Raw genomic sequence first — 26808 nt, 5'->3', positions numbered from 1 at the left:
CCCAAAACCTTTTACGCTTGGGCCAGTCAAAATGAATCTCAATACGTGAGATTAGTCTTCATTTTTCAAGTCGTCACCGACTAAGTCACCTAAAGTAAAACCTGTATCTTCTTCTGGGATCTCAACATGTTCTTCTTCGACAACTTCAACTTCTTTTTTATCAGCTGCTGGTTTTTCTTGTAAAGCTTTGATAGATAATGCTAAACGACGATCTTCACCGTTAACATTCAAGACCTTGACTTTAACGTCTTGGCCAGATGTCAAAACTTCATTTGGTGTAGCAATATGTTTGTGTGAAATTTGTGAAATGTGTACCAAGCCTTCAACACCTGGGAATACTTCAACAAATGCACCAAAGCTTGTCAAACGTTTTACCTTACCATCAAGAACGTCGCCTTCAGCAACTTTTTCTTCAATATTGTCCCAAGGTTGTGGCAATGTTTGTTTGATAGAAAGTGAAATGCGATCTTTTTCAGGATCAACGGCTAACACTTTAACTTTAACGTCTTCGCCAACTTTCAAGACATCAGAAGGCTTGCCTACACGTTCGTAAGAAATTTCAGAAACGTGAACTAAGCCATCAACGCCACCAAGGTCGATGAACGCACCAAAGTTAGTTAAGCGTGCAACTTTACCATCAAGCACATCGCCTGCTGCAAGTTGTGACATAACTTCTTGTTTCTTAGCTTCACGTTCTTGTTGAACGATTTCTTTATGCGATAAGATCAAACGGTTTTCGCTTGGTTCGATCTCAACGATCTTAAGTTCAAGTTCTTGACCCTTGTATTGGTTGAAATCTTCAACAAAATGGTCAGAAACCATTGATGCAGGGACAAAGCCACGAACGCCAGCGTCAACAACTAAGCCACCCTTTACAATTTGAGTTACAGGAACTGTGAGTGTTTCACCTGCTTCAAATTTCTTTTCGATTTCATCCCATACTTTACGGGCTTCGAGGCGACGTTGTGATAATAAGTAGCTACCGCCTTCTTTGTCAGAACCGATCTTAGAGATAACAACCAAGTCAAGCACATCGCCAACTTTGATGTTATCTTCGATCTCGTCTGCTTTAACGCTCAATTCGCGTGCAGGAACAACACCTTCAACACCGGTGCCTTCGATCCCTACGATAACTTGCTTTTTATCATCAAATGCCAACACTTCGCCTTTGACAACGTCGCCAACCTTAACTGGTTTAACGCTGTTTAAAGCTTCTAATAAATCCTTGTTTTCTGATTCACTCATGGACTTTGTCCTCCTTAACGACTAACTCTAATAACCATTTTAACTGAAAGCAGTTCAAAATGCTAGTTAAATTACCTATTTCTCTGTATTTTTAACAATTTTCATGATTTCATCGGTAACTTGCGCAATATCTAGTGAAGTAGTATCTAATAAAATCGCATCATCTGCCTTAGTCAATGGCGAAACTTCACGGTGTGAGTCCTTATAATCGCGCGCTTCGATCTCAGCTTCGAGTTTAGCTAATGGCGTATCGATACCCTTAGCTTGATTTTCTTTGAAGCGACGTAAAGCTCTTTCGTGTACACTCGCAACTAAAAAGATCTTTACTTGAGCATTTGGCAAAACAGTTGTGCCAATATCACGCCCATCCATCACGATTCCACCTTCACTTGCGATCTGTTGCTGACGCCCAGTTAAATTTTTGCGTACGCTAGGTTGAGCTGAAACAAGTGAAACATTATTAGTGATCTCTGGCAATCTGATCGCAGTAGTCACGTCTGTCCCATCGACAAATACTAATTGTTCTGGCTCGCTAGGCTTAAAGCTTAATTCCATCGTTTCAAGCATTTTCCCTAGAGCTTGATCGTCATCTAGTGCAACACCCATTTGTAGTGCCTTCCAAGTTGTGGCGCGATACATTGCACCTGTATCGCAATAAATGTAATTTAATTTTTTAGCGACCAACTTTGCAACGGTACTTTTACCTGCAGAAGCAGGACCATCGATCGCAATTTGCATTTTTGTTTGCATACTATAATATATCCCATTTAAACATATAAAAATGTGTCCCAAGAAAAATAAGGACACATTTTTATTGTTTTTCCTCTCTTTTATTATTCTAAAGCTTATTTTACACGGATCTGTTGTCCTGGTGAAATACTCGAATTAGCTGTTAAGCCTGGATTCAACTGTAATAACTGATCTAGCGTCAAACCATTATTGACCGCGACCCGATACAAGCCTTGACCTGCCGGAACAGAGATATACTGCTCTTGTTGGGAAGATTGTTCTTCTGAATGTTGCGATTCTTGTGAGCTTTCGGATGCATGTTGTTCAGCATTTGCTTGATTTTCGTGATCTGCAGGCTGTTCGCTACTTGCTTGTGCTTGGGTTGTATCTTGTGGTGCTACTGCTTGTGATGTGCTGTCAGACTGAGTATCTGAGCTTTCCTTTGTAGTCTTCTTTTTACTTGAACTCTTCTTTGCTACAGATTTTTTCTTACTCGAAGATGATTTTTTTTCGCTTGAAGAGACCACTTCGATCGAATCATCGTTACTTACATTTTGCTTAGAAGCCCGTTGTGAAACAAAATAAAATATGATCGTACTGATAATGATGACTACAAAAACGCCTAATAAGATCGTTGTCAACATCGTGTTTCGTCTATTGCTCTGTCGACTAGCTCTTCGCGAGTAGTTTCCTTTATCATCTTTTATCTCTTCAAAGGTCTTTTCCCAAGGCTTTTTGGTGTGGTCGTTACTCTTTCGACTCATTTTTATTAAAATCCCCACTATATAAATATGGAATCATGTTACTAAGATCACTTAGTCTCACGATCAAAAAGAAATATAGTTTTTTCCTTTCTAAAAATTATTATTACCGCTAATGTCATATATGCATGGCAAACTATATAGTTTAGAAGCAACTATAAAACATGATATATCTTAGAGTTTGCTATATAGATTTATGATACCGCCGATAACAGTATAAAACAATATCAAAGTAATCAAATGTCAGCTCCACATTCTAACTTTTTAGCTAACATTCATAAATTATAGCTTGTTTTTATAATTAGCTCATAGTACTCACAAAACTACTAATATTACAGAATATAATAGCATAAATACTCCTAAAAATATATAAATAATCGCTTGAAATTCTCATTAGTTAGGTTTCTTTAAACAATTGCTGTAAGATCTCGCGATAGTCCTGTTTCTTTTTTCCATCCGCTCTCACTACGGACTTTCCTAACAAACCAAGTTTTTCTAATGGAAGTGCTTGATCAGCTCCACAACAAGTGTCTGAGCTATGGACGTTTTCAATTTTGTCACCAAAATATTGTGCGATAAATTGACGTTTACAGCTACCAGTTTTAAGATATTGGTACATTTTTTGTAAGGCATCGTTACGTTCAGTTTGACGTTTTTTCATTAATATTTCTATCTGATCTTTTTGATAACCATTAGCTAACAGCCGTGCTAACAATTGTGTTTCTTCACTGGGGAAATTTTGGAGCAATTCTTGGTGTTTAGTGAAATACTTGATCTGTCGGGAGTTAGGCAAAGTTTTTTCGATCAAAAATTCCTGACGTTTTAGGTCGCTAGGTTCATATAATAACACTGCTATCCCTGGTCTCCCGTCGCGCGAACAACGTCCGATCTCTTGTACATAAGCTTCAAGATCATTTGGCATGTGATAGTGGATCACATAACGGATATTAGGCTTATTGATCCCCATCCCAAAAGCACTAGTCGCACAAATAACATCTAATTGATCATTTAAAAACTGTTGTTGTACCAAAAAACGTTCTGTAAGCTCTAGATCAGCATGATAAACTGCACTTTTAAATCCCTTAGTGACTAACTTATCATTTATTTCATCAGCTTTCTTCTTACTTGAAAAATAGACGATCCCTTTCCCAGCTAGCTTAGGCAGTAATGCTAGGAGATAATCAAGTTTTTTTTGCTCATTTGCAAAATTTTGTACCCCTAGATAAATATTGGAGCGGTCAACGGGATACCGGATCACATTTCCTGTTTGCGATAATCCCAGACTTGTAGTTATATCTTGTGCTACTTTAGAGGTTGCCGTTGCAGTCAAAGCTAGCGTTAGTGGTCTATGTAGCTTTTTTCTGATTTTACCTAAATTTAAATACTCAGGTCGAAAATCAGGACCCCATTGCGAAATACAATGGGCTTCATCAATGACAAATAGCCCTAGCTCTAATTGTCCAAGTGCGCTCAAAACCTCAGCCGAGCCTAACATTTCCGGTGAAACATAGATATACTTGAAACTGGCAATATTTTGTAATACAAATCTCTTCTCAGCAAAACTCAAGCGTGAATTTAGAGCCACCACTGCTTTTTCACCATTGAACTGTAGTTGTTCAACTTGATCTTGCATCAGTGATATCAGTGGTGAAACGATCAATACTGAACGCTTTAAGTATTTTCCTACAAACTGATAGCACAGAGATTTTCCTGTTCCCGTCGGCAAAATAGCTAAAGTATCTTTGCCAGCCAATAAAGACTCGATCGTCTCTTTTTGGCCAGTTTTAAATGTTGGATAGCCAAATTCATTTTTCAAGATGGCTTCAAGCTTTTCTTTCACTTACAATTATCCTTTCTATTTGGCATAAACGATACTCAAAAAATGAGATCTCAGGGTAGCTTTCATGTAATTGTTGAAACTTCCAGTCTAAGACCGGACAGCTTGCAAAAAAATCCATGATTTGTTTTTTGATCTTTGGTGACAATAACCGTTCTCTTGGAAAATCATCCGCTAAAATAGCTACATTCAAGAGATGTTCTTGAACTGTACTCTTCCGTATTTTTCGTAAATATGCGATCTCTTCAATACTTTTACCCGCTAAAAACAAAGAATAGGTCTTTTCTGTACTAGCCGGTAAGTTAGTTAGACGTTTATAAGGCATAACAAGTTTTGCCAGCTCAAAGTTTTGATCAAGCAAATATTTAGCATATCGGGCACACAGATCACGCCACCCTACTTCGATCTCAGCTATTTGTAGTTGATAGCTTTTAGCTAATTGCGCTTTAGTCTGACCTAAACGCCCGTGTCCAGTTAATTGCTCACAAAAAAGTTGTGCATTCAATTCAGGCTCATGTGCTAAGAAATCGGTCAATGATGTAGTTATTTCTCCTAATAAGGTAGTTTTTCCATATCGTCTGAACCAGTTTTTGAAAAGCTGTTGCGCTTTAAGATCATTAGTGATCGCAAAATATTTATTGTTTTGATAACTCAATTCCGACGCAACTTGAACTAATAAATAAAATTGCTTTTCCCATCCTTTAAGATCAAACCCATTAAAAAAGGCTGGTTCGCGCAAAAATTGGTGCTTATCTTTCAATTCTTCGACCCGTGATCTACCTTTAACAGTCAAGCATATCCCCTTAGAAGTCTCCAATAGCAACTTTTTTTGACATAACTCATCTAATGTAGGTTCGAAATTATTTACATCTAGTGGTAAAGCGATAATATCCAAAAGTCCATATGCCCTCCCCCAAAATAAAGCCGAAGTTGTTAAATGGTTACTCAAGAGTTGGCGAATAACAGCTGGGCGTCTCGGCTGACTCTCGGAGAAATAAAGTAGCCATTTTTCTGATCCATAATCCATATACTCACCTCACATTAAAAGTCTTCACTTATAATATACGCTAAATTTGATATTTTTTTGCTAAATCTGAATAATTCTTTTAAATTTGTTTCAAGCAACATAAGTTAGGTTAAAAATATTTTTTGTAAGGCGCACCTAAAAAATACTTTTAATTTGACTTAATAAGGTGTACAATGTCTAAGTACCTAAAAAAGGAAGGACGGTTTTTATTGTGGATAAAGAACACGAAAAACACAAACTCGTTGAATATGCGAATGGTCCCTCATTAGAGGAAATCAATGGTACTGTTACAGTGCCTAAAGGGAAAGGATTTTGGCGGACCTTGTTTGCCTACTCTGGCCCAGGTGCCTTAGTTGCGGTAGGTTACATGGATCCAGGTAACTGGTCAACCTCCATCACCGGTGGACAAAACTTCCAATACCTATTAATGTCCGTTATCTTGATGTCAAGTTTGATCGCGATGCTTTTACAATACATGGCTGCCAAACTTGGTATCGTGAGCCGGATGGACTTAGCCCAAGCGATCCGTGCCAGAACAGGTAAGACGCTCGGGATCATTTTATGGATCTTGACCGAGTTAGCTATCATGGCTACTGATATCGCTGAAGTTATCGGGGCTGCGATCGCTTTATATCTTTTATTTGGTATCCCACTAGTATTTGCTGTATTTATTACCGTATTTGACGTTTTACTCTTGCTTTTATTGACAAAAATCGGTTTTAGAAAGATCGAAGCGATCGTTGTTGCTTTAATTTTAGTTATCTTGTTCGTCTTCACCTACCAAGTTGCACTATCTAATCCTGATTGGGGTGCGGTTTTTGCAGGTTTCATCCCTACTTCACAGACTTTTGCAACTTCTCCTGAAGTTCATGGTATGACACCATTGAACGGTGCTTTAGGGATCATCGGTGCGACAGTTATGCCTCATAACTTGTACTTGCACTCTGCTGTTTCCCAAACTCGTCAGATCGATCACAACAATGAAGAAGACGTTGCCGAAGCCGTACGTTTCTCAGCTTGGGATTCTAACATCCAATTAAGTGCTGCTTTTGTCGTTAACTCATTACTTTTGATCATGGGGGTTGCGGTCTTCAAAAGCGGTGCCGTAGATGATCCATCATTCTTTGGTCTTTACGAAGCTTTATCTGATACATCAATGCTTAGCAACGGACTCTTGATCTCGGTCGCTAAATCTGGGATCCTTTCTGTGCTCTTTGCCGTTGCCTTGCTTGCTTCTGGTCAAAACTCAACTATCACAGGTACATTGACTGGTCAAGTTATCATGGAAGGTTTTGTTCATTTGAAGATGCCACTTTGGGCACGTCGTTTGATCACACGCTTGATCTCCGTTATCCCAGTTTTGATCTGTGTTTCACTTTCAGCTGGTCAAAGCGCTGAACAAGAACATGAAGCGCTCAACAACTTGATGATCAATTCTCAAGTATTCTTGTCCTTAGCCTTACCATTTTCAATGTTACCATTATTGATGATGACAAATAGTAAAGCTGAAATGGGCGAACGTTTCAAAAACTCACTTTGGGTCAAAGTTCTTGGGTGGCTCTCTGTATTAGTATTAACGCTCCTTGATTTCAAGGGCTTACCAGATGCGGTAGCTGGTTTCTTCGGTGATGATCCATCAGCTGCTCAACTTCAATTAGCTAACGGGATCGCCTATGCTTTGATCGTTGTGATCGCAGCGCTTTTGATCTGGACCATGTATGAACTATACAAAGGTAATAAGCGCTATGCTGAAAAATTAGCTGCTCACCAAGCAAATAATAACGACTAATTCTTAATAAGTAGGCTGAAAAGCTACTAGCTTAGATTAAAAATATCCGATCAAATTTCCCAAAAATGAAATTTGATCGGATATTTTTATACTGTTCATATCATATATTTTCTAACTAAATAGGCTCATACCGAAATGCTTTCGCCATGAGCCCTGTTATCATGAATGAAGATATTTTTTATGTTCGATCCAAGCGCTTAACTTTTTATAGATCAAAATAAAAGCTATACCGATCACGATCCCCTTGATCAAGTTAAATGGTACGACCCCAAATAAGATCATCTGTCCTAAAGGAATATTTAATTTCATCCCTAACAAGCTCATATATAGCGGGATCGTCACGAGCCAGTTAAGTAAAGCTAACACAACTGTTAAGCTCAATGTTGCCCCTAAAATAGCTCTCACAACACTTTGCCATATTAATGACTTGTTTTTAAGCAAATAGTAAAGTGGTAAACAAAACGCTAACGTAGCTACAAAACTCAGGCTGACACCGACCAATTGCGGTAATGACGGCCCTGCGATCAGAAAATACAACAAGGAGCGTAAAAATGCGACCTGTAGCCCTCCTAATGGTCCTAAAATGAAGAAAGCTAATAAGATCGGAATATCCGAAAAATCTAACTTCATAAACGGTACGATCGGAACTATCACAAATGATAGAAACATCAAAAGATACGAAATAGCAGCCAAGCATGCTGCTACTACCCAACGTTTTACTGCCAAAACTAATTCCTCCTAAGAGGTCCATCTCACAGTAGATCCTATATCAAAAATAGACCGCTGTTGTTCATCTTGAGCAACAGCGGTCTATTTCATCGGTAAAGTATCCACTCCACCCATGTATATAAAACCCTATCTCCTCTCATCCAGACTTTAACTGTCGGTACTGGGATCACACCAGTTCAGTCCCCGCAATAAACGAGGAGTCGCGGACTTTTACCGCCGGTCGGGATTTACACCCTGCCCTGAAGATAAACCTAAAATATTTTCACAGTTAGTTTAGCATACTAGTTTTTAAAAAACAAGTAACTTACTTATTTCCCAGCTCATAAAGGGCTTTTACTTCTTCACGTGTCAATTCACGATATTGTCCTGAGGTCAACCCAGCTAAGGTCAAAAAGCCGTAAGTTTCACGTTTGAGCTTCTTGACCGGATGCCCAACAGCTTGAAGCATGTTCTTGACCTGATGATTTCGCCCTTCATGAATCGTCAATGATACGATCGATGTATCATTTTTTTTATCTAAAGACAAGAGCTTAGCCTTAGCCCGAGCACTCTTTTTGCCATCTTTTAAACGTACACCTACGCGTAATTGCTTTAAAGCCTCATTTTGAACGAGCCCCTTGACCTTAGCTACATAGGTCTTATTAACTTTATAACGCGGATGCATCAAACGATTAGCAAGTTCTCCATCATTGGTCAATAAAAGCAGACCAGAAGTGTCATAATCTAACCGGCCAATGGGATAAACACGTTCGCTATGATCAGTAAAGTAATCCGTCACCACTTTACGGCCCTTATCATCTTTAGCCGCGCTGATAACACCACGTGGCTTATAGAAAAGGTAATAGACCTTTTCTTCTCGTTCGATCAAATGTCCATCGACCTCGATCACATCATTTCCGTCAACTTTTTGACCTAATTCTTTGATGACCTTCCCATTAACTCGAACTCGTCCAGCCAAGATCATCTTTTCACTGGCACGCCGAGAAGCTACCCCAGCGTTTGCCATTACTTTTTGCAGTCTTTCTGCCATTTTTAGTCACCTACTGCAGCAACTGCAGTTTTTTTCCTTTCACTTTCAACTACTCTTCGTCATCTAATGCGTCGTTAAATAATGACATCAGATCATCTGAAGTAGCTTCATTTTTTTCGTCGTCTTGTGGTAATTCGGGTAACTGTGCTAGTGACTCGATCCCAAAATAATTAAGGAAATTTTCCGTCGTTGCATACATGATCGGACGACCTGGGGCATCCATCCGCCCAGCTTCTTTGATCAGATCTAACACTAACAACTTTTGTAGCATGCCACTTGATTGCACTCCCCGGATCTCATCGATCTGGATCCGAGTCACCGGCTGCTTATAAGCCACTACAGCCAGCGTTTCTAAGGCAGCTGATGATAATTCCGTCATTGCTGGTGATTCAAAATACTGTTTAACTAGCTCAGTTACAGCTTTCTTGGTCACCAACCGATAACGCTCTTCTGCATGGATCAACTTTAAGGCAGTATTGGCATCCTGTTTATATTTTTTTTCGATCAAAGCTAACTGCTCTAAGACAGCCGGCTTCATGATCCCCGTCAACTGAGAAAGTTCGCGCGCTGTTATTCCTTCATTTCCACTTACAAACAGCAAACTTTCTATTTTAGCTTGATTAGACAGCATTTACTTCACCACTTACTAACTTTATTGGTCCTAAAATATCTTCTTGTGTGGCTTTGACCACTCCTTGTTTGACCAATTCAAGAAGTGCCAAAAAGGTCGTCACCACTAACTCTAAGGCTGCATTTGCTGCAAATAGATCATCAAATTCGAGTGGCTCTTTTGCTTGTTTGACCAATTTTTCGACCCGCGAGATCTGATCTTTTAAAAAATAACGTTCTGATTCGATCTTGCGCATGACTGGTTTTTGGACCTTACGTTTGAGCATCAAACGTGCAAAAGCTTTCTGCAATGCGGTTATATCACAACTATCAGGGTCAAGTTTACCTAAACTAGCATCAGCTGGTACAAGTGCTTGTTCACGCGGATACAGCTTCATTCTTTCATCAGCATAGCCACGCATATTTTGAGCAGCCGTTTGAAATGTTTGGTGTAATAACAATTGTTGCACTAAACCTTCACGTGGATCTTCGACTTCATCATCGGTTTGTAAGCTAGCTTGCTCATTTGGTAAAAGCATTTTACTTTTGATATTGACCAGCATTGAAGCTGTAACCAAATACTCCCCAGCAACATCTAATTGCATTTCCTTTAACTGGTGCAAATAGTCAATATACTGGGTAGTTATTTCAGCCATTGGAATATCATAGATATCCATTTGATTTTTCTTGATCAAATGCAACAATAGATCTAAAGGTCCTTCAAAATCAGGAACTTTAAATAGTAATCCTTTTACATTTGGCGTCGCTTCATTTTTCATTATGGTGCTCCCATTTAGCTATCAAGGCCGAAGCTTCAATATTCCCCATGATCTTCTTATCTGGATAAAGTTCGGCTAAGTCATCTAGCATCAAAAAACACAACCCTTGACTTCTCTCCGTTGGTGTTACTGCTATTTGACGTACCATGATAAAATCTTCATTTATTTCGGTCCCTAAAACACCAACAAAATCACGATTCTCATTCTTCCATAAATATAGCACATGGGAACTGTCAGCTTCGTACCATTCAATTTCCGTCTTCAAATTAGCGATCTCTTTTAAATCAGGGATAAACGATAACAACCCCATTGCGATTTTTTCATAGTCGCTTTTATATTTATAAAGCATTTTTTCCTCCAATAGCCAATTGCTCTTCTGATTATGCTAGATTACCACAAATTCATGCGAAAGACAATCACGCATGCGGATGAGCTTCATTATAGATCTTAGCTAAGCGCTTCTGAGATAAGTGCGTATAGAGTTGCGTTGTTGAAATATCTGCATGGCCTAATAGTTCTTGGACGATCCGCAGATCAGCTCCATTTTCTAAAATATGGGTCGCAAATGAATGTCGCAACGTGTGTGGTGTCACATTTTTCTTGATCCCCGCCAATTTGACCTGCTGTTTCAAATTTTTCCAGATCCCCTGACGAGTTAATTGATTTCCATGAAAATTTACAAATAAATAATCATTTGATGTTCTCAATAACTTAGGACGCGCCGTTTTTAAATAGCGCTGGACCCACATTACAGCTGTATCTCCGATCGGAACGAGTCGTTCTTTTTGCCCCTTACCTAACGTTTGGACGATCCCTAATTCTAAATGCAGATCAGCTAATTTTAAGTTGATGACTTCACTGACTCGCAAACCAGTCGCATACATCAATTCTAAGATCGCACGGTCGCGTAACCCCAACGGCTTTTTTACATCCGGTGTTTGAAGCAACATTTCAACTTCAGACACTGACAATACTTCTGGTAGATGGCTTTCTTTTTTAGGCAATTCGATCAGTTGCATCGGATCTTTAGTGACGAGCTCTTCTTGCATCAAATAACGAAAAAAGCGTCTTAAACTCGTAATACAACGACTGATCGAAGTTCTGGCTTTTTGATGTTGTAGTTGGCTCTCTAGATACAACATGATCAGATCACGATCGACCTGAGTCAGCGTAATTTTTTTTTGTTCTAAAAATGCCGCAAACTGGCGCAGATCTTGTCCATAACTCAAAAGTGTATTTTTAGATAAACCACGTTCGACCCTAAGATAGTGTAAATAATCAGCTATCACTTCAGCTGTTGGTGGCATCGTCTTTCACTTCCTTGATCACTTGTTTTCGTTGACAATCTTGACAAATACCCAAAAAAGTCAGCCGATGATCTGTAACTTCAAAATGATATTGCCGTGCGAGCCGTTCTTCAACGTCGATCAACATATCTTCATAGATCTCAGTTACATTACCACAAACACTACAGACAAGATGATGATGAAAATGTCCCTTATCACTTGTTTTTAGGTCAAAGCGAGCGATCCCATCTTCAAAACTGATCTTATTAACGATCTGGATCTCGGCTAAAACGTCCAATGTACGATATACCGTTGCTAAACCAACTTCAGGATGTTTTTGATGGAGTAAAGAATAAACCTCTTCGGCCGAAAGATGCCTAGTTTGATGCTCAAGTAATACTGCGATCGTTGCCTTTCTTTGAGGCGTTAACTTAAAGCCTTGTGCATGTAACTTTTGTTCGATCTTTGCTAACTGATCCAAGGTCATCTTCCTTTCTATCCTCTATTTGACTAAGATCAAATATCCATCTCGTTGCACAACTAAACCAGCTTTCATCAAATGTCCGACTGCGCGTTTAAATTGACCTTTACTGATCCCAAAATAGACTTTGATCTCAGCCGGATCACTCTTATCTGTAAATGGCAAACGCCCATCTGCATTATGTTGTAAAGCGGCTAGAAGCATTTGGGCATCATCACTGATAGCCTCATAAGCACGGGGACGCAATGAAAGATTCAAAGTCCCGTCTGGTCTTACTCCGATCACTCTGGCCTTGACTTTTTGACCTAAACGCGGTTCTTGATCACGTTCTGATGGATGAATAAAGCCTAATTGATAATCTTTAGTGATAACATATGAACCCACCATCTTCAAACGATAGACCGTTGCGATCACGTCTTTATTCATCATCTTTTGACTTGCAACATCACTTACAGCTTTAAACATCTCCATTGTAGCTAATTCGCCCCAGAGCCGTCCCTTATCATCTACACATAAAGCGATCATCAAACGGTCACCTGCTTTAGGCCAAAGATTTTGCAATTCAGGTAAAGTATCGGTCGAAACTACGATATCTTTGTTAGGTAAACCAATATCAACGAAAACCCCTAAGCCACGTTGGACCTTTTTTACTTCTCCCCAGGCATAACGATCAAAACCACTCTTAGGCTCATTTTTAGTTAACTGTAATTCATGAGCTTCATTTTCATAAGCAAAGCCTGAGATCATAGCTCCTGGTTTCGGTAACTTCAAAAGTTCACTTTTAGCGATCCTAAAAGTCATTCCTTCTTTTTGCGCAAAAACATAGTCTGCATTTTCATCAATGACCATGGCAGTGATATTGCGTCCAATTAAATCTTTTAACATTATTATTATGACCCCTAACTATTCTGACTAAAAACTTCTTTTTCTATTTTACCTAAAAATACTATGAATTGCGAATCGTTGCGTTAAATACATCACAAATTATCATTATGTTCTCAGAAAATAGTGTTCTATAAAAACAGCGCAAAAGACTAAAGCACTTAGAAATAAGTTATTATTAAATAGTTTAATAAGTTCATGCCATAATTATATAGCTGGTCTTAGTTTCAAACAATATCTGCTAGATCAAATTAGTCATTACTTCATCTTTTTCAAAATCTTGCCCTATTTATTTAAATTTTTTTATTTTCAACACTTATCTAAAATATCAATATTTTCTCTAAAAATATTATTGTCTATAGATATCCACTGTACTAAAACTAACTAAATTTTCTTCCGAAAAGCTACTACTGTCAAGTACTATGCTAAGATTCTCATTTTCTTTACTGCGCGCAATAATTAAAAACAGCACGCATACTTATTCGGGCGGCATCACACATAACGTAATCATTTTTTCTGCCCACTATTTGCCCACTGAATATATTTTTCCCATAAGTACAAAAAAAGGACCCCTGATAAATCAAGGATCCTAGCGTTAAAATAAGCGTGTGTTATTTAACTTGGCTCATAACTTCTTCTACAAAGTTATCAGCTTTCTTTTCGATACCTTCACCAACTTCGTAACGAACAAAGGCTTTGACCTTGCCGTCTTTAGAAGCCATGAATTTAGCAACTGTCAAGTCTGGGTCCTTAACAAATGCTTGATCATCCAAAGCAACTTCAGCAAAGAACTTGTTCAAGCGACCTGCAACCATCTTTTCGATGATATTTTCAGGCTTGCCTTCGTTCTTAGCTTCTTCAGTTAAAACTGCTTTTTCGTGTTCTACTTCACTAGCAGGTACTTGGTCGCGGTTCACGTACTTAGGATTGATAGCTGCAACGTGCATTGCAACATCTTTAGCAGCCACTTCATCAGCACCTTCAACCACAGTTAAAACAGCGATCTTACCACCCATGTGTAGGTAAGCACCGAAGTTTTCATTGTCAGCTTTTTCAACTAATTCAAAACGACGCAATGTGATCTTTTCACCGATAACTTGTGTAGCTTCGATGATTTCTTCGTTGATCGTACCTTTGTCAGTCTTGATAGCCAAAGCAGCTTCTAAGTCAGCTGGTTTATTTTCTGCGATCAAACCTGCAACACGTTTTACAAGGTCCTTGAATTGTTGGTTTTGAGCAACAAAGTCTGTTTCAGCGTTGATTTCAACAACTGCAGCTGTGTTACCTACAACTTCAACATCAGCTAAACCTTCAGCAGCAACACGGTCGCTCTTCTTAGCAGCCTTTGCCATACCTTTTTCACGTAAGAAATCAATAGCTTTGTCCATGTCGCCATCAACAGCAACTAAAGCTTTCTTAGCATCCATCATACCTACGCCAGTTTTTTCGCGTAATTCTTTTACTTGAGCAGCAGTAACTTTTGCCATAGCCTAGTGGCCTCCTTAGAGTGATTAATTTAAAATACTTTTGGTATAAACACCATGGTGTATTCAAACCATAATTTTAAAAAAAGGCCATCTCAAGACTAAGGCCAAAATGCCTACCTAAAACCTGAGACAGCCTAAGTTTATTAACTATTCAGCATCTGTATCGTTGTTGCCTTCAACAACTTCAACGATTTCTTCGATGGATTCAACTTCTTCGCCGTTAGCAGCTTGGAAAGTTTCTTCTGAAACAGGTGCATCATCTTCGCCTTGACGACCTTCGATAATTGCATCTGCCATCTTAGATGTGATCAAACGTACGGCACGGATAGCATCGTCGTTTGATGGGATCTTAACATCGATCTCATCTGGATCAGCATTTGTGTCGACCATAGCAACGATAGGAATGTTAAGCTTTTGTGCTTCCTTAACAGCGATACGTTCCTTGCGAGGATCCACGATGAACAATACATCAGGGATACGTGGCATATCTTCAATACCACCAAGGAATTTTTGAAGACGATCGCGTTCTTTGATCAATAAAGCAACTTCTTTCTTAGGTAACACTTCAAATGTGCCATCTTCTTCCATTGCTTTGATCTCTTTTAGACGTTTGATACGTTTTTGGATCGTGTTCCAGTTTGTCAAAGTACCACCTAACCAACGATGGTTCACGTAGTATTGACCTGCACGTTTTGCTTCTTCTTCGATCGCATCTTGTGCTTGTTTCTTTGTACCAACAAACAAGATAACACCATCGTTAGCAGCAGCATCTTTCATAAAATCATAAGCATCGTCGATCAACTTAACCGTTTTTTGTAAGTCGATGATGTAGATACCATTACGTTCTGTGAAGATGTACTTCTTCATCTTAGGGTTCCAACGACGTGTTTGGTGACCAAAATGTACACCAGCTTCAAGTAATTGTTTCATGGAAATAACAGCCATTACAATTAACCTCCAAAATAGTTTTTATTATCCTCCCCTATGTTCAACGATCAAAAAACTCAAATGAGCACTCTTTTGATCATCGCATAAGGTGTGAATTGTACCTTTATAGGCACTCTTGATATTATAACCTACTCCTAGAGCAATTGCAATTGTTTCTGTTAAAAAATCAAGCTTATTTTGTTTGAACTAAGGTCGGAGCTGTTCCGGTCTCGATCACTGATTTAGCTGAATCTAATGCGATATTTACCATATTTTCAACAGCTGTTTCAGTGTAAAAAGCAATGTGTGGCGTCATCACAACGTTATCTAAAGCAACTAACTCTTTGAACAACTCATCTTTAACACCCGTTTCATTTAAATCATGGTTAAAGATCGGTGTCTCAAATTCATACGTATCTAAACCAGCACCACCCAACTTGCCACTCTTTAAAGCAGTAAGTAAAGCTTTAGCATCGATCAAAGAGCCGCGAGCCGTATTGATGATATAAGCACCATCTTTCATTTTTTCGATCATTTTAGCATCGATCAAATGGCCATCTTTGTCCGAACCTGGCATATGCAAGGTCAACACATCCACTTTAGCTACTAGATCTTCTAGCGTATCAATATAGATACCTTCACTTTCCAATTTAGGATCATGATATGGGTCAAAAGCCAAGATCTTAGCTCCAAAGCCCTTATAAATATCGATCGCCGCTTTACCGATCCGTCCTGTTCCAACGATCCCGATCGTCAAAGCTCTGATCTCTTTACCAACAAAAGGAGCCCAGCGATAATCATTAGCAGCCATTCGCTTGCGAAAAATATTTTGATTACGCAACAATTGGAGTAAGATCGCTACTGAAAATTCAGCGATCGCATTGGGCGAATAGGCCGGCACATTAGTTACAGCGATCCCATATTTTTTAGCTTCAGCTAGGTCTAAATTATCGACCCCAACATTTCTGATCGAAACATCTTTGATGCCATAGCTAGCCAGAGTCTCAAAAAACTCAGCGGGATAGATACCAGTTTGAAAGCTGATGACAGCATCGTATCCCTTAGACAAGCTCAAGTTTTTAGACGTAACTTCATCTGCAACTAATTTTATTTCAATATTATTTTCTTGAGACCAATTTTCAAAATAAGCACGTTCATCTTGACGCACATTATAAGCAATAAACTTCATAACGAACTGCTGCACCAAATGTGAATCTAAATGAAGAAATGCAGCCTTCCTTTCTTGAATTTTAGCTAGCTTTTTCTTAATGATCTCACATTTTAACTTCAAATCTAAAGCTAGCACTTCAACTTTTACTATAGCACAAGTCTATTTTAACAAATATTTCTCAGCAACTCCATGTTCGCGCAAGTAGCATTCCTTTTGCTGGCGTGTTAGTTGTTTGAACGCGTATTCTTTTTTCAGTGCCAAACTTTTAGTCGCCAATTGTTCATGATAGATCATTTTCACAGGACGCCGAACGCGGGTGTATTTAGCTCCTCGTCCACTATTATGCGTCATTAAACGCTGCTTGAGGTCAGTCGTAAAGCCCGTATAAAAAGTGGCATCAGCACAGCGTAAAACATAGAAAAAATACTGTTTAGCCCGCTGTTCCATATAAAATCTCTCTCATCTCAGGTGTATACTCATCATTTGCTTGATAAACTGTGATCGGAGGTAAAAAGCGTAACCCACCTTTACGTCCATCCTTGATCGCTTCGACTAAGACCATATTAGCTTCACGCCCTTCTTTAGGATAGACTAGCTGGACTTTCTTTGGGGCTAACCGATTTTTTTGCATACATTCAAAGATCTCAAAAAGCCTATCTGGACGATGAACAAAATAAGCTTTGCCTTTAGTTTTTAAAAGCGCACTACTCATTTCGATCGTTTGAGCTAAAGTCACCGTGATCTCATGCCGAGCCAACGCCAGATATGGATTAGGATTTTTTTTACTAGTCGGAAGATCTGAAAAGTATGGTGGATTACATGTGACCGTATCAAAGCTATCTTTTTTCAAATATTTCAATGAGTCATTTAAATCAAGATTCAAAACGGTCACCTGTTGTTCTAAAGAATTTAATTTGACACTACGTTTAGCCATTTCAGCTAATTTAGGTTGGATCTCAACAGCCGCGATCGAAGCCTTAGTTTTGCTTGTTAAAAATAGACCAACTGCTCCATTGCCCGCGCAAAGATCGACTACCTTGCCATTTTCTTTTTTAGTTGGCTCGGCAAAATGAGCCAGTAACACTGCATCCAAAGAAAAAGAAAAAACTTTTGAACTTTGAATTATTTTGATATCGTTAGCATATAGCTGGTCGATCCGTTCATCTTCTTTCAATTCGATTTTATTCAAATCAAAACACCTTCTTTTACTCTTAACGTGACTTGCAATTTTAAGATAAATTTAGCATACTAAAAAATATATAATAAATAAATAGTACTGTCCAAGTATTAAAGCCCCTTGAAAGTTAAACTGTGAACGGGCTAGCAGCAGTATTATCTAAGAAAGGAAGACTATAGAACTTTCAAATATCTCACACTCTATAGTAGTAAACACCATGTTTTATTCATTTATTCGAGGCCTGGTTAGGTTTCTTGTTTATCTGATCAACGGTAAACCAAACTTTGAGGGCAAGGAAAACTTACCTTCAGGAAATTATATTTTGGTTGGCCCACACCGCACTTGGTTTGATCCCTTGTATTTTGCCTTAGCAGCTTCTCCCAAAAAGTTTAGCTTCATGGCAAAAGAAGAACTTTTCAAAAATCCAATCTTGCGGTTTATCTTAAAACATGCCAACGCTTTTCCGGTCGACCGAAAAAATCCTGGTCCCTCTGTGATCAAGACGCCAGTTAAGTTACTTAAAAAAAGTGATCTTTCTTTGATCATGTTTCCTTCTGGGACTAGGCATTCACAGGAAATGAAAGGGGGCGTCGTTTTGATTGCTAAAATGACTGGGGTCCCGATCATTCCCGCTGTTTATCAAGGCCCTTTGACTTTAAAAGCTTTATTTAGCCGTAAAAAAACAACCGTTCGCTTTGGTGGACCGATCTACGTTGATCGCAAAACTAAGTTGACCGATGAGACCCAAGCAGCGATCATCAATGAAATGGAACAAGCCTTTACCAAACTGGACAAAGCGATCGATCCAAGCTTCCACTACATCGATCCTGCAACAAAAAAATAACTAAAAATAGGTTGGACACATAAGTCACAACCTATTTTTAGTTTTAAATTATTTTTTAGACATATTTTGCTTCATTGAAGCCATCATTTGATGAAGTTTCTTTTCAGAAGGCTTTTGCCCCATCTGAATCATCATCGTCCGCAACATCTGTTCATTGATCGGCGGATTTTTCTTCAAATAGTCTTCCATGTACTTACGAGCAGCAAAGAAACCACCAACAAAGCCAAGGATAAGCGCTAAGACTACAAGTACGATCCAAATTCCAGTAGACATTCCAGCACCCCCTTCTCATTATATTCATTCAATTACCTATTCTACACAAGTTATCCTTAAAAATAAAGCGCTAAACAGCTTTAATTATCACGCAAACCACGTTCACGTTGGATCTTTTTCACCTTTTCTGGGGTAACTTCATTGCCATCTTTATCGTAGACTTGTAACATTTCTACGTGGCTACGGAAGTTTTCTCTAAACATCGCTAAGTAAGTTTTACGCAATTCTTGTTGCTCTTCTTTTTCAGCTTCTGTTAGTGTGCCTTCTTTTTTCTTTTTAGACAATTCATTGATACGATCGATCAGCTCTTGTGGGATCGCACCTTTTTTTGCTTCCGTCTTTTCTGACGTTTGTTCTAAATTTTCGTCTTTTTCCATGTCAAATTCCTCTTTTCCAATGATCTATCCTTTATATTCTATCTCAAAATTTTAAGAAAGTCATTAGCTTAGTCACTTTCTTTTCGATAAAGCAAACGCTTGTTTGTAACTGCTGATTTTCTATGTTATAATTACCCTATAGAAATGTATTGAGGTGTTCAAAATGACAAAAGCATCTGAAAAAAGACAGCTAAATATTTTGCGTTTTATCTACAATACAGTTGAGAGCAAAGGTTATCCACCGACTGTGCGCGAGATCTGTCAAGCAGTCTCACTTTCTTCGACCTCAACTGTACACGGTCATTTAGCACGCTTAACTAAGAAAGGTTTTCTCAAAAAAGATCCTACTAAACCACGGGCAATGGAAGTTACCCCTGCTGGTCTAGAAACTCTAGGGATCAAAACTACTTTAAATGAGATCCCAGTCATTGGAACTGTGACCGCAGGGATGCCGATCTTAACTGTTGAAGAAACAACTGATTACTTTCCATTACCACCTAATTTAAGTGATGCCAATGATTTGTTCATGTTGAACATCCGTGGTGAAAGCATGATCGATGCTGGGATCTTAGATGGTGATCAAGTTATCGTTAGAAAACAGTCTGCTGCTGACAATGGTGATATCGTGATCGCCATGACCGAAGACGATGAGGCAACATGCAAGCGATTCTACAAAGAAGACGGGTATTTTAGATTACAACCTGAAAATGAAACGATGGATCCGATCATCTTGGATAATGTCGTAATTTTAGGCAAAGTCATCGGACTCTACCGGGATATGATCTAAAGTCAGTATTTTAGTAACTAGGAGTTTAAAGACTTCTAGTTTTTTTAATTCCAAAAAAAGATGCCTCAAAGTGCATCTTTTTGAACTATTTACTTGCCTTAGCCATTTTTAGCAGTTCTTCTGCATGTTCTAGTGTCAAAGTCGTGATCGAAGAACCTGACAGCATCCGGGCTAGTTCTTCGATCCGTTCTTTATCATTTAAGATCGTAAGCGAAGTTTCAGTCCGCCCATTGGCTACATGTTTAGCAATAAAATAATGGTGGTCTGCCACAGCCGCGACCTGTGGCAAGTGGGTGATACACAGCACCTGCGAATTAGTTGCGATCTGGCTGATTTTTTCAGCTATCGCTTGTGCGACACGTCCACTGACTCCAGTATCGACCTCATCGAAAATAATACTCGTCACACCTTTATTTTGAGCAAAGATCGTCTTTAGCGCGAGCATGATCCGCGATAATTCACCACCAGAAGCGATCCTTGCTAAAGCCCCCATTTCTTCTCCGGGATTAGTTTGAATGTAAAATTCGACCCGATCAAGGCCAGTTTCAGTCAATTGTCCATTCGCCGGTAAAAATCGCACTTCAAAAACAGCTTTATCCATATATAGTGCACTCAACTGCTGATGGATCTCAGCTTCAAGCCGTTTAGCAGTCTCTTTACGTAACTCACTGATCTCTAACGCTAATTTTTTTGCCTTGCTATGAGCTTCTTTGACCTGCTCGACTTGCTGTTCTAAGTTTTCATCGCTTTGTTGCATCGTTTCAAGTTCGCGTTTTATCTTATCGTAATAAGCCAAGATCGTTTCGATCGAATCACCATATTTACGCTTGAGTTGATGGATCGTTTCAAGCCGTGCTTCGATGGAATTTAACAATTCTTCATCCCACTCCAGATCACTTAATTGCCCTGAAACTTCATGCGCTACATCTTGTAGATTATAGAAAGCATCAGAGACCTTTTCGTAGATCGCAGCTAATTCAGAATTGAACTCAGCCACGTCTTCTAACTCACTCATGACATTTCCTAGAACACTCATCACATCTAATTCTTCACCATTCAGTGCTTGATAACTCATCTCTAACGCGTGATGGATCGTTTGATAATTATCTAATTGACGTTTTTGTTCTTGGAGCTCTTCTTCTTCACCCTCATGTAGCTGCGCCTCACTGATCTCATTAACTTGAAATTGTAACATATCAAGTCTTTGCGCCCACTCGTGTGCATTTTTCTCACGTTGCTCTAGTGCCTGAGAAAGACGACGATAATTGGCATAAAGCGTCTGATATTGTGCTAATTTAGCTAAGATCTCAGGCTGATAATTATCGACTAGAGCTAAATGACGCTCAGGATCCATCAATTCTTGATGCTCATTTTGCCCATGGATATCGATCAATGTTTGCCCCACCTGCCGAAGTGTGCCTAGATTGACCAAAACGCCATTTATTCGGCAAACATTTTTGCCACTGCGATAAATATCGCGTTGTAAGATCAAAATATCATCTTCACATTCGATCCCAAATTCATCTAAAAGCTCATATGTTCGAGTGGCTTTAGGGATAGTAAATTGTCCTTGGAGCAATGATTTATTAGCTCCCTTGCGGATAAAATCACTCGAGCCACGTCCACCTGCTAGTAGACCTAAAGCATCAATAATGATGGACTTACCAGCTCCAGTTTCACCAGTCAAGACCGTCATATTCGTTCCGAAATCGACGGTCAACTGATCAATAATTGCAAAATCACGGATCATTAATTCTTGTAACAAAGTACTTTCCTGCTGTTGCTAAGAGTAACAGTTTTTCCTTTCCCAAAATCTAAAAGTCCTATTTATCATCGATCAAAGCCAATAATTTACGCTCGATCTGCAACGCATCTTCATTTGAGCGTGCAAAAAGCATGATCGTATCATCATCACCTAAAGTAGCAAAAACTTCATCATAGTTCATTTGCGAGATCAAACTCGAAAGCGCGGGCCCATTACCAGGCAAAACTTTGACCATACATAGATCACGATGACAGTCAGAAACAAGATAGGCGTCACGCAAAACTTTCCTTAGTTTTTTTTCGGTATTATCCTTCTTGGTCGTCGGTAAACTATACCGATACGACCCATCTGGCGTTGGCACTTTGATCAGCTGCATCTCTTTTACATCACGTGAGATAGTGGCTTGAGTCACTTCAACTCCTTTAGCTGAAAGGAGACTAACAAAGTCTTCTTGCCGATAAATCGCATTATCCTGGATCATTTTTTTAATAATTCGTTGTCTATCTTGTTTTCTCACTGAGAAATCATCCTTCCTACCTACTTATCTTTTTGATGAAGTAATGTTTGATGAGCTTGTTTGATCACTGCACTTGGATCGACATTAGCACTGATCATTGCAGTTTCTGATGTTGCACGCAAATGGACTAAAAATTCAATATTTCCTTCTCCACCCGTGATCGGTGAAAAATCAAGGTCTAAGACATCATATCCTGCTTTGACAGCAAAAGCGATCAACTCTTGGACCACTTCTAAATGGACTTTTTCATCCCGAACGATCCCATGCTTACCGACTTTTTCACGTCCTGCTTCAAATTGAGGTTTGATCAAAGCCACCACGTCTCCACCTGGCGCTAAGATCGCATGTAAAGTCGGCAAGATAAGTTGCAATGAAATAAAAGAAACATCGATCGTCGCAAAATCAGGGCGTCCAGCAGTAAAATCTTCTAATTTACTGTAGCGAAAGTTAGTATTCTCCATCACAACGACTCGCGGATCTTGACGCAACTTCCAAGCTAATTGATTAGTTCCCACATCAAGGGCATAACTCAACTTGGCCCCTTTTTGTAAGGCAACATCAGTAAAGCCACCAGTAGATGAACCGATATCAAGGACTGTCTTATTTTTGGTACTTAGTTTAAAGACTTTGAGCGCTTTTTCAAGTTTTAAACCACCACGACTAACATAAGGCATCTTTTTACCCTTAAAATGTAATTTGACACTTGGATCGATCTTTTCACCTGGTTTATCTAATCGTTCCTCATTTTCACCTAAGATCTCGCCTGCCATAACTGCACGTTTTGCTTGTTCGCGTGTCTCGAATAGCCCCTGCTTGACCAATAATACATCTACACGTTCTTTTTTCATACTTACATCCTTACTTATAATTTAAAATACTCTAGCACTTGACGCAAAAGAGAAGTCTCAAGTCCACTTTTATCCAAAAACTCAAGTTGATCTTTTGCTTGCTTCAACGTATCAACTAGCGCTTGCTTAGCTCCTTTTAGCCCTAAAAGGCGCGGATAAGTATTTTTATTTTCCGCCACATCCTTATTAGCTGTTTTACCTAATTCGGCTGTTGTTGCCGTCACATCTAAAATATCGTCATAGATCTGAAAGGCTAGACCAAATTTTTGCCCAAAAGTAACTAAAGCCTGTTCTTGTTTTGGTGTTGCTTCACCTAAAATAGCTCCAGCAAAACAAGCATATTCCAACAATTGTCCCGTCTTATTTTTATGGACTTGCATCAACTCTGACAAGGTCAAAGTTGTCTTTTCTCCTAAGATATCACCGGTTTGGCCTGCGACCATCCCATTTGCTCCCGCAGCTTTTGCAAGTGCAGCTACCAAAGTAATACGTTTTTGGGGCGTAAGCTTTGTTTTAGCTAACCAGCCAAAAGCCTCAGTTAAGAGAGCATCCCCCGCTAAAACCGCTATATCTTGACCAAAAACTTTATGATTCGTCGGTTTTCCCCGCCGTAGATCATCATTATCCATCTCAGGTAGATCATCATGGATCAAAGAGTATGTGTGAAGAAATTCTAGACTTCCCGCCACACTCAAAACATCTGTATCGATCTTTTTTTCTAAGCTTTGACAGATCAACATGATCAAAAGCGGTCTGATCCGTTTACCACCTGCTTCAAGCGAATATTGCATTGCCGCTTGAAGAGTCTTATTCTCAGTAAATTGCGCCAAGTAATGTCGCATGTGCTGTTCAAGTAATGGGATCATTTTATTTTGAAAAGTTGCTAACTGCATTTTTCACTTTCTAGGTATGGGATCATCAAGAAGCCCTAGATTCCTTCCTTGTTTACTTTAACAGTATTGCTCCCATTAAATTTCTCACAATACACAACTAAATATTAGTCATTATTTGCTTCAAAGATGACTTCTTGTCCTTCTTCATTGATGACTTTAGTCAAAGTATCCTCGGCATTTTGGAGGGTCTCTTGCAATTTTTTACTTAAAGCTACCCCTTTTTGAAATTGTGCTAACGCTTCTTCCAAAGGAACATCACCTTGCTCAAGTTTGCCTACGATCGCTTCTAACATTTGTAATTCTTGTTCAAAGGTTAAATTATTTTCTGTCATTTTTTCTTCATCCCATCAATTTTAGTAACTTTAGCTTTAACACTACCATCGCTTAAATGCAATTTGATCTCAGAACCCACTGACAGATCAGATGTCTTTTTGATGATCTTTTCATCTGCCGTGACGTAAGAAAAACCGCGTCCCATAACACGCAACGGACTCAACATATCTAAAGCAGCGGTAGCCTTTACCAGACGTTGCTCTCTATCACCAACATATTTTTCGGCCACCCGAAATAGATCTTTTTTGAGCTGCGCCACTTGTTGTTTATGCAAGTTGATCGTATCTTTTGGCGAAGAGCGTTGCAAACGCATCGTCAGCTCTGAAAATACCTTTTCTTTTTGGTACAACTGTTCACGGTAAGCCTGTTTGAGTCGATTCTGGTAACCATCAAGTTTTTGAAGGTAGCCTTCATACAAACGATTGGGTTGCATAAAAACGTAAGAATTTTTCAATTTTTGTAGCTGTTGGCGCCGTAACTTTAGCATAGCTTGATAGCTTTGGATCAAGCGCAATTTATCTTGTTTGATCCGCAAGATCTCGTCTTCTAAAACCGGCGTCGCTAATTCAGCCGCTGCGGTAGGGGTTGCTGCTCTGACATCAGCCACTAGGTCAGCGATCGTCGTATCCGTTTCGTGTCCAACCGAAGAAATGATCGGGATCTGACTGTCAAAGATCGCTCGAGCAACTTTTTCTTCGTTAAAAGGCCACAGATCCTCGATCGATCCCCCACCACGACCGATGATGATCGTATCAAAATCGCCACGGGCATTGACCTCTTTTAATCGTCCAACTAATGAATCAGCTGCTTTCTCGCCTTGAACGACTGCCGGAAATAAAACTAGCTGCGCGATCGGATACCGCCGTCTAGTAGTCGTGATGATATCACGAATAACTGCTCCAGATGGACTAGTGATGACCGCGATCCGTTTAGGAAAATGGGCTAAAGGTCGCTTAGGTGCGCTAAACAAGCCCTCTGTAGCTAATTTAGCTTTTAATTGTTCAAACGCTTGATACAAAGCACCAACACCATCTGGTTCCATCTTTTCGATCGTTATTTGGTAATTCCCACTAGGTTCATACAGATCTACTCTTCCGACCACTAAGACTTTCATTCCATCTTCAACATTGAATTTCAATTTGTTAAATGCTGATTGAAACATGACCGCATCTATTTTAGCACCATCGTCTTTTAAACTAAAATATTGATGGCGTGGACGCAAACGGAAATTTGAGATCTCACCAGTCAGATAGACACGATTCAAATATGGATCAGCACTGAATTTTCGATGTAGGTACTTAGTTAGTGCTGTGACAGTTAAATATTGATCTTTTTCCATTAGTTATTGCTCTTTTCTGCCAATTCAAGCGTTTGTTGCATCAACATTGCGATCGTCATCGGACCTACACCACCAGGAACTGGCGTCAAATAGGCTGCCTTAGTTTCAGCACTGGCTTGTTTAACATCGCCGACTAATTTACCGTTAGCCAAACGATTGATCCCGACATCGATCACAGTTGCGCCTTCCTTGATATAAGTTTCATCGACCATCTCAGCTCGCCCAGTTGCAACGACTAAAATATCAGCTTGGCTAGCAACGCTTGAAAGCTCTTTAGTCTTACTATGTGCCACAGTGACCGTAGCATCTGCATTTATCATTAAAGCTGCTAAAGGACGTCCAACTAAATTACTGCGTCCGATGATCACAACATTTTTACCGGCTACAGGGATCTGATACTCTTCTAATAAGACCATGATCCCACGCGGAGTACATGGCAAGGCTTTAGGCTGCCCCATAAAAAGATGCCCTAAGTTTTCAGGATGTAAACCATCAGCATCCTTTTTAGGATCGATCCGTTCGATCACCGCATTTTCATCAAGTTGCGTCGGTAACGGCATCTGCACTAAGATCGCATGGACTGTTACATCATCATTTAACTCATCGATCAATTGTAATAACTCTGTTTGTGTTGTGTTAGCTGGCAAAGTGATATCTTTAGTTTTGATCCCGATCTTTTCAGCGGCCCGTTTTTTATTACGGACATACACCTGACTAGCCGGATCATCTCCCACTAAAACAACAGCCAAACATGGCTCTAGTCCTTGTTGTTTTAACTGTTCTGTCTTTTGCTTTAATTGGCTGCGGATTTTTTCAGCAGTTCCGCGTCCGTCTATCATCACTGTCATATAAATCACAACCTTAACTTTAGTGTATACCTAATATT

Annotated in this window: 30 protein-coding genes and 1 riboswitch; of the genes, 3 read left to right on the top strand and 27 right to left on the bottom strand. The window is 39.4% G+C overall.

The window, feature by feature from the left end:
• Positions 1-51: 51 nt before the first annotated feature.
• The 5 genes from rpsA to LMU01S_RS05165 all read right to left on the bottom strand — a co-directional run bounded on the left by rpsA (position 52) and on the right by LMU01S_RS05165 (position 5599).
• Entirely contained in the window at positions 52-1245 is a 1194-nt protein-coding gene (gene rpsA / locus LMU01S_RS05185; protein ID WP_056958615.1) for a 30S ribosomal protein S1, read from the bottom strand.
• Positions 1246-1320: 75 nt separating this feature from the next.
• Positions 1321-1995, bottom strand: coding sequence for a (d)CMP kinase (gene cmk / locus LMU01S_RS05180; protein ID WP_056958617.1), 675 nt, complete (start codon positions 1993-1995; stop codon positions 1321-1323).
• Positions 1996-2090: 95 nt separating this feature from the next.
• Complete coding sequence (locus LMU01S_RS05175; RefSeq protein ID WP_056958619.1) at positions 2091-2738, bottom strand: LysM peptidoglycan-binding domain-containing protein; 648 nt, start codon at positions 2736-2738, stop codon at positions 2091-2093.
• A gap of 394 nt (positions 2739-3132) precedes the next feature.
• On the bottom strand, positions 3133-4575 hold the full coding sequence (locus LMU01S_RS05170) for a RecQ family ATP-dependent DNA helicase (protein WP_056958621.1): 1443 nt from the start codon (positions 4573-4575) through the stop codon (positions 3133-3135).
• A complete protein-coding gene (locus tag LMU01S_RS05165) occupies positions 4559-5599 on the bottom strand; it encodes a helix-turn-helix domain-containing protein (RefSeq protein WP_056958623.1) in 1041 nt (346 codons plus the stop codon). The genes LMU01S_RS05170 and LMU01S_RS05165 overlap by 17 nt, the downstream gene beginning before the upstream one ends.
• A 211-nt stretch (positions 5600-5810) precedes the next feature.
• On the opposite strand from LMU01S_RS05165, the gene LMU01S_RS05160 reads away from it, so the two are divergent.
• Positions 5811-7388, top strand: coding sequence for an Nramp family divalent metal transporter (locus LMU01S_RS05160; protein ID WP_174519377.1), 1578 nt, complete (start codon positions 5811-5813; stop codon positions 7386-7388).
• A gap of 159 nt (positions 7389-7547) precedes the next feature.
• Here the strand turns inward: LMU01S_RS05160 and LMU01S_RS05155 are convergent, their stop codons facing one another.
• The 13 genes from LMU01S_RS05155 to LMU01S_RS05095 all read right to left on the bottom strand — a co-directional run bounded on the left by LMU01S_RS05155 (position 7548) and on the right by LMU01S_RS05095 (position 17958).
• The gene (locus LMU01S_RS05155) at positions 7548-8114 is read right to left on the bottom strand and encodes an ECF transporter S component (RefSeq protein ID WP_056958627.1); all 567 of its coding nucleotides are present in this window, start codon (positions 8112-8114) and stop codon (positions 7548-7550) included.
• A gap of 127 nt (positions 8115-8241) precedes the next feature.
• A riboswitch (FMN riboswitch) is annotated at positions 8242-8368 on the bottom strand.
• A gap of 53 nt (positions 8369-8421) precedes the next feature.
• A complete protein-coding gene (locus LMU01S_RS05150) occupies positions 8422-9147 on the bottom strand; it encodes a pseudouridine synthase (protein ID WP_056958628.1) in 726 nt (241 codons plus the stop codon).
• A 49-nt stretch (positions 9148-9196) separates the two neighbouring features.
• Positions 9197-9778: an SMC-Scp complex subunit ScpB gene (gene scpB / locus LMU01S_RS05145; RefSeq protein WP_004047631.1), complete on the bottom strand. Its 582-nt coding sequence runs from the start codon at positions 9776-9778 to the stop codon at positions 9197-9199.
• Complete coding sequence (locus tag LMU01S_RS05140) at positions 9768-10535, bottom strand: segregation and condensation protein A (RefSeq protein ID WP_056958631.1); 768 nt, start codon at positions 10533-10535, stop codon at positions 9768-9770. The genes scpB and LMU01S_RS05140 overlap by 11 nt, the downstream gene beginning before the upstream one ends.
• Positions 10525-10884 carry a GNAT family N-acetyltransferase gene (locus LMU01S_RS05135; protein WP_056958633.1) on the bottom strand — a complete coding sequence of 120 codons (360 nt, stop codon included), beginning with the start codon at positions 10882-10884 and terminating at the stop codon, positions 10525-10527. The genes LMU01S_RS05140 and LMU01S_RS05135 overlap by 11 nt, the downstream gene beginning before the upstream one ends.
• 67 nt (positions 10885-10951) lie before the next feature.
• Entirely contained in the window at positions 10952-11842 is an 891-nt protein-coding gene (gene xerD / locus LMU01S_RS05130) for a site-specific tyrosine recombinase XerD (RefSeq protein ID WP_056958635.1), read from the bottom strand.
• Positions 11826-12308 carry a ferric iron uptake transcriptional regulator gene (fur, locus tag LMU01S_RS05125; protein ID WP_004047625.1) on the bottom strand — a complete coding sequence of 161 codons (483 nt, stop codon included), beginning with the start codon at positions 12306-12308 and terminating at the stop codon, positions 11826-11828. Before fur ends, xerD begins: the two co-directional genes overlap by 17 nt.
• Before the next feature lie 15 nt (positions 12309-12323).
• Positions 12324-13187 (bottom strand): CvfB family protein, encoded by an 864-nt coding sequence (locus LMU01S_RS05120; protein WP_056958637.1) that lies wholly within the window; start codon positions 13185-13187, stop codon positions 12324-12326.
• A 608-nt stretch (positions 13188-13795) separates the two neighbouring features.
• Positions 13796-14671 (bottom strand): translation elongation factor Ts, encoded by an 876-nt coding sequence (tsf, locus tag LMU01S_RS05115; RefSeq protein ID WP_010688964.1) that lies wholly within the window; start codon positions 14669-14671, stop codon positions 13796-13798.
• A gap of 147 nt (positions 14672-14818) precedes the next feature.
• Positions 14819-15616, bottom strand: a complete 798-nt coding sequence (rpsB, locus tag LMU01S_RS05110; RefSeq protein ID WP_004047620.1) for a 30S ribosomal protein S2 — start codon at positions 15614-15616, stop codon at positions 14819-14821.
• 175 nt (positions 15617-15791) lie between these two features.
• A complete protein-coding gene (locus LMU01S_RS05105; RefSeq protein WP_056958663.1) occupies positions 15792-16787 on the bottom strand; it encodes a D-2-hydroxyacid dehydrogenase in 996 nt (331 codons plus the stop codon).
• Positions 16788-16928: 141 nt separating this feature from the next.
• Positions 16929-17216, bottom strand: coding sequence for a GIY-YIG nuclease family protein (locus tag LMU01S_RS05100; protein WP_004047616.1), 288 nt, complete (start codon positions 17214-17216; stop codon positions 16929-16931).
• On the bottom strand, positions 17200-17958 hold the full coding sequence (locus tag LMU01S_RS05095; protein WP_171970334.1) for a tRNA1(Val) (adenine(37)-N6)-methyltransferase: 759 nt from the start codon (positions 17956-17958) through the stop codon (positions 17200-17202). Before LMU01S_RS05095 ends, LMU01S_RS05100 begins: the two co-directional genes overlap by 17 nt.
• Before the next feature lie 205 nt (positions 17959-18163).
• Here LMU01S_RS05095 and LMU01S_RS05090 point away from each other — a divergent pair, with 205 nt between their 5' ends.
• Positions 18164-18790 carry a lysophospholipid acyltransferase family protein gene (locus LMU01S_RS05090; RefSeq protein WP_056958638.1) on the top strand — a complete coding sequence of 209 codons (627 nt, stop codon included), beginning with the start codon at positions 18164-18166 and terminating at the stop codon, positions 18788-18790.
• A 48-nt stretch (positions 18791-18838) separates the two neighbouring features.
• Here the strand turns inward: LMU01S_RS05090 and LMU01S_RS05085 are convergent, their stop codons facing one another.
• Positions 18839-19063, bottom strand: a complete 225-nt coding sequence (locus LMU01S_RS05085; RefSeq protein ID WP_004047611.1) for a YneF family protein — start codon at positions 19061-19063, stop codon at positions 18839-18841.
• A gap of 80 nt (positions 19064-19143) precedes the next feature.
• A complete protein-coding gene (locus tag LMU01S_RS05080) occupies positions 19144-19440 on the bottom strand; it encodes a DUF896 domain-containing protein (protein ID WP_004047610.1) in 297 nt (98 codons plus the stop codon).
• Between the two features lie 163 nt (positions 19441-19603).
• Here LMU01S_RS05080 and lexA point away from each other — a divergent pair, with 163 nt between their 5' ends.
• Positions 19604-20227 carry a transcriptional repressor LexA gene (gene lexA, locus LMU01S_RS05075; RefSeq protein WP_056958641.1) on the top strand — a complete coding sequence of 208 codons (624 nt, stop codon included), beginning with the start codon at positions 19604-19606 and terminating at the stop codon, positions 20225-20227.
• 85 nt (positions 20228-20312) lie between these two features.
• Here lexA and recN read toward each other — a convergent pair whose 3' ends face one another.
• The 7 genes from recN to folD form a co-directional block, all read right to left on the bottom strand.
• The gene (gene recN, locus LMU01S_RS05070) at positions 20313-21992 is read right to left on the bottom strand and encodes a DNA repair protein RecN (RefSeq protein ID WP_056958643.1); all 1680 of its coding nucleotides are present in this window, start codon (positions 21990-21992) and stop codon (positions 20313-20315) included.
• A gap of 58 nt (positions 21993-22050) precedes the next feature.
• On the bottom strand, positions 22051-22509 hold the full coding sequence (locus LMU01S_RS05065; protein WP_035447941.1) for an arginine repressor: 459 nt from the start codon (positions 22507-22509) through the stop codon (positions 22051-22053).
• Between the two features lie 20 nt (positions 22510-22529).
• Positions 22530-23357 (bottom strand): TlyA family RNA methyltransferase, encoded by an 828-nt coding sequence (locus tag LMU01S_RS05060; RefSeq protein WP_056958645.1) that lies wholly within the window; start codon positions 23355-23357, stop codon positions 22530-22532.
• Between the two features lie 14 nt (positions 23358-23371).
• Positions 23372-24250, bottom strand: a complete 879-nt coding sequence (locus tag LMU01S_RS05055) for a polyprenyl synthetase family protein (RefSeq protein WP_056958647.1) — start codon at positions 24248-24250, stop codon at positions 23372-23374.
• 104 nt (positions 24251-24354) lie between these two features.
• The gene (locus tag LMU01S_RS05050; RefSeq protein ID WP_004047599.1) at positions 24355-24582 is read right to left on the bottom strand and encodes an exodeoxyribonuclease VII small subunit; all 228 of its coding nucleotides are present in this window, start codon (positions 24580-24582) and stop codon (positions 24355-24357) included.
• On the bottom strand, positions 24579-25922 hold the full coding sequence (gene xseA, locus LMU01S_RS05045; protein ID WP_056958649.1) for an exodeoxyribonuclease VII large subunit: 1344 nt from the start codon (positions 25920-25922) through the stop codon (positions 24579-24581). The genes LMU01S_RS05050 and xseA overlap by 4 nt, the downstream gene beginning before the upstream one ends.
• On the bottom strand, positions 25922-26770 hold the full coding sequence (gene folD / locus LMU01S_RS05040; protein WP_004047596.1) for a bifunctional methylenetetrahydrofolate dehydrogenase/methenyltetrahydrofolate cyclohydrolase FolD: 849 nt from the start codon (positions 26768-26770) through the stop codon (positions 25922-25924). The genes xseA and folD overlap by 1 nt, the downstream gene beginning before the upstream one ends.
• Positions 26771-26808: the final 38 nt, after the last annotated feature.

It is taken from the genome of Ligilactobacillus murinus DSM 20452 = NBRC 14221 (assembly GCF_001591685.1).
Classification (GTDB): Bacteria; Bacillota; Bacilli; order Lactobacillales; family Lactobacillaceae; genus Ligilactobacillus; species Ligilactobacillus murinus.
The sequence above is the reverse complement of the archived record's forward strand: the minus strand, read 5'-3'. Positions and strand labels throughout refer to the sequence as shown.